This is a genomic window from Nocardiopsis protaetiae, assembly GCF_045446735.1.
GTDB lineage: Bacteria > Actinomycetota > Actinomycetes > Streptosporangiales > Streptosporangiaceae > Nocardiopsis > Nocardiopsis protaetiae.
The window spans coordinates 25,350-35,869 of sequence record NZ_JBJJBV010000122.1; the positions used below are offsets into that span (position 1 = coordinate 25,350).

General features: G+C 74.2%; 9 protein-coding genes. 6 read left to right on the forward strand and 3 right to left on the reverse strand.

Features of this window, described 5'->3' with window-relative positions:
* Positions 1–14: 14 nt before the first annotated feature.
* The gene (locus ACJOT3_RS19020) at positions 15–977 is read left to right on the forward strand and encodes a helix-turn-helix domain-containing protein (RefSeq protein ID WP_406974194.1); all 963 of its coding nucleotides are present in this window, start codon (positions 15–17) and stop codon (positions 975–977) included.
* Here ACJOT3_RS19020 and ACJOT3_RS19025 read toward each other — a convergent pair.
* Entirely contained in the window at positions 945–1,925 is a 981-nt protein-coding gene (locus ACJOT3_RS19025; RefSeq protein ID WP_406974195.1) for an AraC family transcriptional regulator, read from the reverse strand. The two genes, ACJOT3_RS19020 and ACJOT3_RS19025, sit on opposite strands and share 33 nt — an antisense overlap.
* Positions 1,926–2,005: 80 nt before the next feature.
* On the opposite strand from ACJOT3_RS19025, the gene ACJOT3_RS19030 reads away from it, so the two are divergent.
* On the forward strand, positions 2,006–2,830 hold the full coding sequence (locus ACJOT3_RS19030) for an NAD(P)H-binding protein (protein WP_406974196.1): 825 nt from the start codon (positions 2,006–2,008) through the stop codon (positions 2,828–2,830).
* Here ACJOT3_RS19030 and ACJOT3_RS19035 read toward each other — a convergent pair.
* Complete coding sequence (locus tag ACJOT3_RS19035; protein WP_406974197.1) at positions 2,814–3,515, reverse strand: pentapeptide repeat-containing protein; 702 nt, start codon at positions 3,513–3,515, stop codon at positions 2,814–2,816. The genes ACJOT3_RS19030 and ACJOT3_RS19035 overlap by 17 nt on opposite strands.
* 48 nt (positions 3,516–3,563) lie before the next feature.
* Positions 3,564–5,132, reverse strand: coding sequence for a PucR family transcriptional regulator (locus tag ACJOT3_RS19040; protein WP_406974198.1), 1,569 nt, complete (start codon positions 5,130–5,132; stop codon positions 3,564–3,566).
* 224 nt (positions 5,133–5,356) lie between these two features.
* Between ACJOT3_RS19040 and ACJOT3_RS19045 the strand changes: the two genes are divergently transcribed.
* From ACJOT3_RS19045 to pucD, 4 genes are read left to right on the forward strand one after another with little or no spacing between them, the layout of a single operon-like run.
* On the forward strand, positions 5,357–6,229 hold the full coding sequence (locus ACJOT3_RS19045; protein WP_406974199.1) for an FAD binding domain-containing protein: 873 nt from the start codon (positions 5,357–5,359) through the stop codon (positions 6,227–6,229).
* A complete protein-coding gene (locus tag ACJOT3_RS19050; RefSeq protein WP_406974200.1) occupies positions 6,220–6,744 on the forward strand; it encodes a (2Fe-2S)-binding protein in 525 nt (174 codons plus the stop codon). The genes ACJOT3_RS19045 and ACJOT3_RS19050 overlap by 10 nt, the downstream gene beginning before the upstream one ends.
* A complete protein-coding gene (locus ACJOT3_RS19055; protein WP_406974201.1) occupies positions 6,741–8,111 on the forward strand; it encodes an 8-oxoguanine deaminase in 1,371 nt (456 codons plus the stop codon). The genes ACJOT3_RS19050 and ACJOT3_RS19055 overlap by 4 nt, the downstream gene beginning before the upstream one ends.
* Positions 8,111–10,510, forward strand: a complete 2,400-nt coding sequence (gene pucD, locus ACJOT3_RS19060) for a xanthine dehydrogenase subunit D (RefSeq protein ID WP_406974202.1) — start codon at positions 8,111–8,113, stop codon at positions 10,508–10,510. The genes ACJOT3_RS19055 and pucD overlap by 1 nt, the downstream gene beginning before the upstream one ends.
* Positions 10,511–10,520: the final 10 nt, after the last annotated feature.

The window sequence follows — 10,520 nt, forward strand, 5'->3', positions numbered from 1 at the left end:
GGCACACTGGTCCCATGAGGGAGCTACTGGGCCGCATCAGCGCGCTGGACCCCCAGGCCGGGGACGCCGTCAAGGTCATCACCTACTTCGACCGCCTGCACGGCACCGGCCTGGAACCCCTGGTGCGCGGTGCGGCCGCCCTGTCCGGCCACCCGGCCGCCCTCACCGACCCGGCCCGCGCCCTGTCCCTGCGCGCCCTGCCCGACGGCCGCCTCACCCGCACCCCGCTGCCGCCCCCGGACCCGGCCTGGCCCACCGCCACCGCCGCGGGCACCGCCCTGCTGTGGCTGGAGACCCCCGCCCCGACCGGGCCGGTCCTGGACATGGTGCTGGAACGCGCCGCGGTCGCCGTCTGCGACCACCTGGAGCGCTCCCCGGCCCCCGCCCCGCCGCTGGCCGCCCTGCTCACCGACCCCGGCCGCGGCGAGGACGAACGCCTGGCCGCCGCGCACCGCGCCGGGCTGGGGCCCACCGCCCGCCGGGCCGCCCTGGCACCCCACCGCGGCCCGGTGCGCCTGCTCGCCCCCGGCGAGGACCCCGGCACCGACCGCGCCGGACTGGGCCCTGCCATGCCGATCGCCGACCTGCCCGCCTCCCTGGCCGACGCCCGCCGCGCCCTGCGCTTCACCGCCCGCGGCGAAGGCGCCGACCCCGGCCCCCGCCTGGTCCGCGCCGAACACCTGGGCGCCCTGCTGCCCCTGGCCGACACCGTCGCCCCGGGCGACGCGCCCCCGCGCGACGTGGCCGCCCTGGACCGGGTCGCCCGCACCTCCACCGCCCTGATCGCCCTGGCCGACGCCGTGGCGGCCGCGCCCAGCGTGCGCGCGGCCGCCACCGCCCTGGGCCTGCACCACTCCACCGCCCAGCAGGGCCTGGAGCGCGTCGAACGCCTCCTGGGCTGGAGCGTGCGCACCGTCCCGGGGCGGCTGCGCCTCCAGGTGGCCCTACACGTGCGCCGCCTCCACCTGCCCGACTGACGACGGCCCGGCCGGCGGCCCGCCCCGGCGGTGCTCGCTCGGCGACACCCCGCGCACCCGCTTGAACGCCGCACTGAACGCGAACGCGTCGGCGTACCCCACCCGGCGGGCGATCGCCCCCACCGTCTCCTGCGTGTTCCGCAGCAGGTCCGCGGCCAGCGTCATCCGCCACTCGGCCAGGTACGCCATCGGCGGCACCCCCACCAGCGCCGTGAAGTCCCGGGCCAGCGTGGCCCGCGACACCCCGCACACCCGCGCCAGCTCCGCCACCGTCCACGCCGTGTCGGGCCGGTTGTGCACCGCCCGCAGCGCGGCGCCCACCACCGGGTCGCCCAGCGCCGTGTACCAGGCGGGCGGGTCGGCCTCGGGCCGGTCGAACCAGGCCCGCAGCGCCGCCACCAGCGCCAGGTCCAGCAGTCGGTCCAGCACCACCTGCTGCCCAGGCGCCTGGAGGCCCATCTCGTTGCCGATGATCCGCGTGAGCGGGTCGTGGCAGGCGCCGGCGGGCACCACCAGCACCTCGGGCAGCGCCGACAGCAGCCGCCGCCCCACCTCGCCGCCGACCTCGAACCCACCGCTGAGCATCAGGTCGGGGGCGTCCAGGGAGTGGCCGTAGGTGCGCACCCCCAGCACGATGTCCTCGTTCAGGGCCGTGCCGTCCGCGCCCAGGCACACCTGTTCCGACAGGACGGTGCAGGTGGTGGCCGCGTCGGGCGGGCTGGCGACGGTGTGCACGGCGGGTCCGCGCAGCACCGCGATATCGCCGACCGCCAACGGCAGGGGCTCACCCTTCTCGGGAACGACCCAGGAGCGGCCGCGCACCATGGTGATCAGCGTCAACGGCATGAAGTCGTCGAAGCAGACCGACCAGGGCGGTTCCAGGATGGACCGGCTGAACAGGGCCCCGCGGGCCCGGACCCCGTCCAGCAGATCGGAAAGTGCGTCCATCCCCCCACCGTAGACGATCACACATGACCATGAGCGTTGTACCCATGGATCGTCTCAACCGCGGGTGATGGACTCAAGCCATGACGAACAACGACCCCATCCTGGTCATCGGCGGCACCGGCACCACCGGTCGCCGCGTCGCCCGCCTGCTCACCGAACAGGGCCGCGCCGTACGCGTCGCCTCGCGCAACTCGCCCCACCGCTTCGACTGGTCCGACCCCACCACCTGGGACACCGCCCTGGACGGGGTGCGCACCGCCTACGTCGTCCCCAACGACGCCGACCCGCGCACCCCCGGCCTCATCGACGCCGCCCGCGCCCACGGCCTGGAGCGCCTGGTCCTGCTCTCGGCCCGCGGCAACGACGACCCCGACTACTACGCCGACCGCCCCAACCTCGACAACGGCCACATGCAGGGCGAGAAGGCCCTGGCCGACAGCGGCCTGGAGTGGACCGTGGTGCGCCCCACCTGGTTCACCCAGAACTTCACCGAGGGCCTCTTCGCGCCACTGGTGGAGGCCGGGGACCTGCGGCTGCCCGTCCGCGACGCCGCCTGCCCCTACGTCGACACCGACGACATCGCCGAGGTCGCCGTCGCCGCGCTCACCGGCGACGGCCACCAGGGCCGCACCTACGAGCTGTCCGGCCCCCGCCCGCTCACCCTGGGGGAGGTCGCCGAGGCCTTCACCTCCGCCGGCACGCCCGTGACCCACACCCCCGTCACCGAGGAGGAGTTCGTCGCCGAACGGGTCGCCGCCGGGGTCCCCGAGGAGGTCGCCCTGATCTGGGCCGACGTCCTGGGACCGCTGGCGCGCGGCCGCGAGTCCCACCTGTCCACCGGCGTGGAGGAGGTGCTCGGCCGCCCGCCGCGGTCCCTGGCCCGGACGCTCAGTCGGCGAGGGTGATCCCCAGCGCACCCAGCAGCAGCCGTGCCTGCGCGGGGCCGATCATCGCCCCGCGCAGGTACTGCGCCTGCTCCACGGTGAGCTCCCCCAGGTCGGCGCCGCGCAGGTCCGCCCCCGCCAGCCTCGCCCCGATGAGCGAGGCGCCGCGCAGCCGCGACTCCACCCACACCGTCTCGCGCAGGTCCGCCGCCGCCAGGTCGGCCTCGTCCAGCCGCAGCCCCTCCAGCACCCGCCCGCGCAGGTCGATGCCCTTGCACCGGGCCAGCATCAGGTTGCAGTGGTCGAACGTGTACCCCACCCCGCGCAGCGACGTCAGCCCCGCCCCGGTCATCCGGCACCCGGAGAACACCGTGTCGGTCAGCAGCGCCCCCTGCCAGCGGGTGTTGGCCAGGTCCACCCGCTCGAACCGCGCCTCGGTGCACTCGGCCCCGCCGAACGTCGCACCGGCCGCACCCCCGCCGACGAAGTGCGCCCCCTCCAGCTCCGCGCCGTCCAGGCGCGCCCCGTCCAGCCGGCAGTCCCGCAGCACCGCCTCGACCAGGTCCACCCCGCGCAGATCCGCCTCCGACAGATCGCACCCCACCAGCTCCCGGGGCGCACCCCCCGCGCTCCCCCACTCCTCCCGCAGATCGGCCCCCGCCAGATCCGCGCCCCGCAACGACTCCCGAGAAACACCAGTGCCCATGGGCGCGCACCCTACCGCGCCCCACCGACACGGCCCGGCCGGGTCGGGTCAGTCGCGCAGCTTCAGCGCCAGGAACAGGTCCACCCGGTGCTCCAGGTTGCTCAGGTCCCGGCCGGTCAGCTCCTCCACCCGGCCGATCCGGTACCGCAGCGTGTTCACGTGGACGTGCATCGCCGCCGCACACCGCTGCCACGACCCCGAATGCTCCAAGAACCGCTCCAGCGTCTCCACCAGCTCCGACCGGTGGTCCCGGTCGTAGGCCACCAGCGGACCCAGCAGCCGCTCCCGGTAGGAGCTCTGCACCTCCTCGGGCACCGACGCCAGCAGCAGCTCGTGGGAGTCGATCTCCGCCCCCGCGATCACCCGCCACCGGCCGCCCCGCAGCTCCGCCAGCCGCCGCGCGTGCCGGGCCTCCACCGCCGCGCCCCGCAGCTCCGGCACCCCGCGGGCCGCCGAGGACGACCCCAGCGCCAACCGGTGGTCCAGCAGCCCGCCCTCCAGCACCCGCGCCCCGGCCACCAGCACCGTGCGCACCCGCTCGGCCGCCTCCCGGGCGTCACCCCCCGCCGGCACCGGGACCAGCGCCAGCGTGTCCCCGTCGCCGTCACCGGTCACCACCGCACCGGGCAGGTCCGCCACCAGCTCGGCCACCACGTGCCGGGTCAGCTCACCCGAACGCGGCGCGGGCAGCATCACGGCGCTGATCACCACGTGGTCCTCGCCGCCGCCCTGCGGGGTGCCCCCCAGCAGCGCCGCCACCTCGTCGAACCGCTGCGCCGCCAGCAGCCGCGCCACCCCCTCCAGGTGCCGGGCCTCGGTGCCCCACCGGTCCTCCTCCCGCCCCCGGGCCAGCACCGCCACCGACGCCAGCTCCGCGACCGTCTCGCGCTCCTCCTCCGACCACACCGCCTCGTCGCCGGCGCACACCAGCAGCCACCGCGACAGCGGGTGCGAGCGCGACGTGGCCACCTCCCGCACCGTCACCACCGCCTCGCCGCCGCCCGCCACCCGGGTGGTGTGCGGCAGCAGCGGCCACGTCAGGGCGCGCGCCGCCAACCACTCCCGTTCGGCCGCGCCCAGCCCCCCGCCGTCCCCGGCCACCAGCCGGCCCGTCGGCGAGACCACCCAAGCGCGCACCCCGACCTGCGCCGACGCCCGCGCGAACACCTCGGCGAAATCCGCGCCCGCGGCCACCTCGGCCACCGCCTGGCGCAACCGGTCCCGGTGCCGCGCCAGCCCCGCGAACCGGCGCCGGGTGTGCGACCCCAGCACCTCTTCCGTCACCGCACCGAACGACGTCTCCGGCGGAACCTCCACCAGCGGCATCCCCCGCCGCCGGCACGACTCCACCAGGTCCTCGGGCACCGACCCCAGCGCCGTCCCCGCACCGATCGCCACCGCACCGGCCGACTCCACCGACGCCACGAACCGGTCCGAGTCCTCGGCCGCCTCACGCCACATCATCCCGGTGAGCACCAGCTCGCCCCCGCGCAGGTAGCGCGCGGGCTCCAACAGGTCGGTGGTGTAGGCCCACCCCACCTCGCGGTCGGCCCGCTCCGCCCCCACCAGGAAGCGCAGGTGCAGCCGGTCGACCGCGATCAAATCGCCAAGACGCATGAACGTCCCTCTTGAGTCCGTGTGTCGATGATGGTCCCCGAGACCTTACGGGACTTGAGTGGTGGGGAAGTACGAACGCTCCCACGGACACCACTTGTAGGAAACGACCAACGATAACCGTTCGTTCCGCCATCACTTCATGTCATCGCCGCCTGGAACCGACGACACCCCAGTGGTGTACTTCACACAACCCACGAGTCAAGTCAACGCGAGGACCTTCACACATGCGATTCCTGAGCCCCTCCACCTTGCAGGAGGCGCTTGAGGCCAAGGCCGAGCACCCCGACGCCGTCCCGATCACCGGCGGCACCGACGTCATGGTCGAACTCAACTTCGACAAGCGCCGGCCCGAGATCCTGCTCGACCTCACCCGAGTCGCCGAACTCACCCGCTGGGAGACCACCGGCGACGGCCACACGCGCCTGGGCGCCGGAGTCCCCTACAGCCGCATCATCGCCGAGCTGCCGACCCTGGCACCCGGCCTGGCCAAAGCCTCCCGCACGGTCGCCTCCCCGCAGATCCGCAACCGCGGCACCGTCGGAGGCAACCTCGGCGGCGCCTCCCCCGCGGGGGACGCCCTCCCGCCGCTGCTGGCCACCGACGCCACCGTCGAACTCGCCTCCACCCGGGGCACCCGCCGCGTCAGAGCCCGCGACTACTTCCTCTCGTTCCGCACCACCGCGCGCCAGGACGACGAGCTCATCACCGCGGTCCTGCTCCCCGCACCCACCGGGCCCCAGCACTTCGCCAAGATCGGCACCCGCAACGCCATGGTCATCGCCGTCACCTCCTTCGCGCTGGCCCTGAACACCGACGAACGCACCGTCGGCACCGGCATCGGCTCCGCCGGACCCACCCCGCTGCGCGCCGAGGCCGCCGAGGACTTCCTCGCCGCCGAGATCGACTGGGACACCCCCGGGCCCCTGCCCGAGCCCACCGTCCGCCGCTTCGGCGAACTCGTCGCCGCCGCCGCACGCCCCATCGACGACCAGCGCGGCAGCGCCGCCTACCGGCGCCACGCCCTGTCCGTCATGGCACGCCGCACCCTCACCTGGTCCATCACCGACTACCGCAAGGAAGCCGCCCCATGCGCGTGAACATCAACGTCAACGGCCAGGACGTCACCGCCGACGACGTCTGGCCCGGCGAGAGCCTCCTGTACGTCCTGCGCGAGCGCCTGGGCCTGCCCGGCAGCAAGAACGCCTGCGAACAGGGCGAATGCGGCTCCTGCACCGTCTACCTCGACGACGTCACCGTCTGCTCCTGCATGGTCGCCGCCGGCCAGGCCGAAGGCCGCAACGTCCGCACCGTCGAAGGCCTCGCCGACGGCCCCGGCAAGGGCGGCGACCGCCCCCTGAACAGCGTGCAGCAGGCCTTCCTGGACGCCGGAGCCGTCCAGTGCGGCTTCTGCACCCCCGGCCTGCTCGTCCAGACCGACGACCTGCTCAACCGCACCGTCGACGCCGGGCGGCCCGCACCCACCGACCCCGAGATCCGCGAAGCCCTCGCCGGCAACCTCTGCCGCTGCACCGGCTACGAGAAGATCCTCGACGCCGTCCGCCTGGCCGCCTCCCGCCGCGCCGACACCGACACCGCCGGGAGCCCCGCATGACCGACCACCGCTCCCTCGTCATCGAAGGCGCGCACATCGCCACCGTCGACGGCGCCGAACACCCGAACGGGCACATCATCGCCCGCGACGGCGTCATCACCGCCGTCGGCGACGGACCCGCACCCGCACACCTGGTCCCCGACGGCGCCACCCGCGTCGACGGCCGCGGCCACCTGGCCACCCCCGGCCTGGTCAACACCCACAACCACCTCTACCAGTGGGCCACCCAGGGCCTGTTCACCGACGGCACCCTCTTCGAATGGCTCGTCGGCTCCTACGAGATCTGGCACCGCCTCGACGCCCAGGTCGTCTCCGACACCACCACCGCCGGACTCGCCCACCTGGCCCTGTCCGGCTGTACCACCGCCTCCGACCACCACTACATCCACCCCGCCGGGCGCGGCGACATCGTCGCCGCCCAGGTCGAGGCCGCCCTCGGGGTGGGGGTGCGCCTGGACCTGGCCCGCGGCTCCATGGACCGCGGCCACAGCCAGGGCGGCCTGCCCCCGGACAGCGTCGTGGAGACCCTCGACGGAGCCCTTCAGGGCACCGCCGACGCCATCGACACCCACCACGACGCCTCACCCGGGTCCATGACCCGCATCGCCGTCGCCCCCTGCTCGCCCTTCTCCGTCAGCCGCGACCTCATGGTCCAGGCCGCGCACCTGGCCCGCGACAAGGGCGTCCGCCTGCACACCCACCTCGCCGAGACCCTCGACGAGGAAGACCAGTGCCAGGCCGAGTTCGGCTGCACCCCCGTCGAATACGCCGAGAAACTCGGCTGGCTCGGCTCCGACGTCTGGTTCGCCCACGCCGTCCACCTCTCCGACGACGCCATCGCCCGCATCGCCGCCACCGGCACCGGCATCGCCCACTGCCCCACCTCCAACGCCCGCCTGGGCGCCGGCATCTGCCGCACCACCGAACTCCTCGCCGCCGGCGTCCCCGTCGGCCTGGGCGTGGACGGCCCCGCCTCCAGCGAGCTCACCCCCCTGGCCGGGGAGATGCACCAGGCCCTGCTCATGGCCCGCGCCCGCAAGGGCCCCCAGGCCCTCACCGCCCGCCAGGCCCTGCACATGGCCACCCTCGGCGGCGCCCGCGTCCTGGGCCGCGACAACGAACTCGGCTCCCTCACCGTCGGCAAACTCGCCGACATCGCCCTGTGGCGCGTCGACGGCTTCGGATACGACGTCATCGCCGACCCCGTCATCGCCGCCGTCTTCGGCCCCACCCCGCCGCTGTCCCACCTGTGGGTCGGCGCCCGCCCCGTCGTCACCGGCGGGGAACTCACCACCGTCACCCGCGAGGCCGCCGCCGCCCGCGGCCGCAACGCCCACGCGCGACTCACCCAGGAGGCGAACCGCTGATGACAGCGACCACCGTCACCGACCTCACCAGCACCACCAAGGACGGCATCGGCGCCAGCCCGCTGCGCCCCGACGGCACCCTCAAGGTCACCGGCGAATTCGCCTACTCCTCCGACATGTGGATGGAGGACATGCTCTGGGGCGCCACCCTGCGCAGCCCCCACCCCCACGCCGAGATCCTCGCCATCGACATCACCGAGGCCCTCAAGGTCCCCGGCGTCGAGGCCGTCCTCACCCACGAGGACATCCCCGGCCAGAAGCGCTACGGCCTCGAATTCGAGGACCAGCCCGTCCTGGCCTACGGCAAGGTCCGCTACAAGGGCGAACCCGTCGCCATCGTCGCCGCCGACCACCCCGAGACCGCCCGCCGCGCCATGGAGCGCATCCGCGTCGACTACCGGGTCCTGGAACCCATCACCGACCCGCGCCGCGCCGCCCTGGACCCCCACTGCCCCCTGGTCCACGAACCCGGCACCATCCCCGACCACCCCGAGTACAACCAGCTCGGCAACCGCCTGCGCCACCAGCCCATCCGCACCGGCGACTTCACCGGGGGCGACCCCGACGCCGCCCTTCAGGCCCTGCGCGCCCGCGCCGACGTCATCGTCGCCGACGAGTACGAGGTCGGCATGCAGGACCAGGCCTTCCTCGGCCCCGAATCCGGCATGGCCGTCCCCGCCGAGGACGGCGGCGTCGACCTCTACGTCGCCACCCAGTGGATCCACGTCGACCAGCGCCAGATCGCCCCCGCCCTCGGCCTGCCCGAGGATAAGGTCCGCGTCACCCTGGCCGGCGTCGGCGGCGCCTTCGGCGCCCGCGAGGACCTGTCCATGCAGATCCACGCCTGCATGCTCGCCCTGCACACCGGCAAGCCCGTCAAGATCGTCTACAACCGCGAAGAGTCCTTCTACGGGCACGTCCACCGCCACCCCGCCAAGATGCGCTACGAACACGGCGCCCTGGCCGACGGCACCCTCCTCTACGCCACCGCCGAGGTCATCGTCGACGGCGGCGCCTACGCCTCCGCCACCCCGGCCGTCGTCGGCGTCGCCTCCTCCCTGGGCCTGGGCCCCTACGAGATCCCCCACGCCCGCGTCGACGCCTACGGCGTCTACACCAACAACCCGCCCTGCGGCGCCATGCGCGGCTTCGGCGCCGTCCAGGCCTGCTTCGCCTACGAGTCCCAGATGGACCGCCTCGCCCACGAACTGGGCATGCACCCCGTCGACCTGCGCATCAAGAACTCCATGGGCCAGGGCTCGCGCATCATCACCGGCCAAGAGATCGACATGCCCCTGCCCATGGCCGAGATGCTCGCCCGCGCCAAGGCCCTGCCCATGCCGCCCGCCCGCCAGGACCTGCCCGACCCCGCCGACCTGCGCACCCTGCCCGGCGGCGTCGCCGGCACCACCCACGGCGAAGGCGTCGTCCGCGGCGTCGGCTACGGCGTCGGCCTCAAGAACCTCTGCTTCTCCGAGGGCTTCGACGACTACTCCACCGCCCGCGTGCGCCTGGAGGTCGTCAACGGCGAACCCGTCGCCCTCGTCCACACCGCCGCCGCCGAGGTCGGCCAGGGCCTGGTCACCATCAAGGGCCAGATCGCCCGCAGCGAACTGGGCGTGGAGAAGGTCGTCATCGCACCCTCCGACACCAGCGTCGGCTCGGCCGGGTCCTCCTCCGCCTCCCGCCAGACCTACATGACCGGCGGCGCCGTGCGCACCGCCTGCCTGGCCGTGCGCGAGGAGCTCTACACCCTGGCCCGCGAACGCGGCCACGTCCCCGCGTCCCTCGACGACGAGGACCTCACCCTCACCGGCGGCAAGCTCGTCTCCCGCACCCTGGGCGCCCTGGTCGCGCTCACCGACCTGCTCGCCGACGGCACCGTCGTCGAACAGACCCGCGAATACCACCACCGCCCCACCGAGATGCTCGACCCCACCCTGGGACAGGGTTCCTCCCACACCCAGTTCGGCATGTGCGTCCACCGCGCCGTCGTCGACGTCGACATCGAACTCGGCCTGGTCAAGGTCATCGCCCTGGACGCCGTCCAGGACGTCGGCAAGATCATGCACCCCCTCCAGCTCATCGGCCAGATCCAGGGCGGCTCCACCCAGGGCCTGGGCCTGGCCCTCATGGAGGAGATCCAGGTCGGCGACGGACAGATCCGCAACCCGTCCTTCACCGACTACCTCATCCCCACCATCCTCGACACCCCGCCCATGCGCATCGAGGTCCTCGAACACCCCGACCCGCACTCGCCCTACGGCGTCCGCGGCGCCGGGGAACCGCCCACCCTGTCCTCCACGCCCGCCGTCGTGGCCGCAGTCCGCGCCGCCACCGGCAAGGCCCTGACCCACGCCCCCGTACGGCCCGAGGACATCGTCGGCATCCCCCTGTAAGACCACCGGC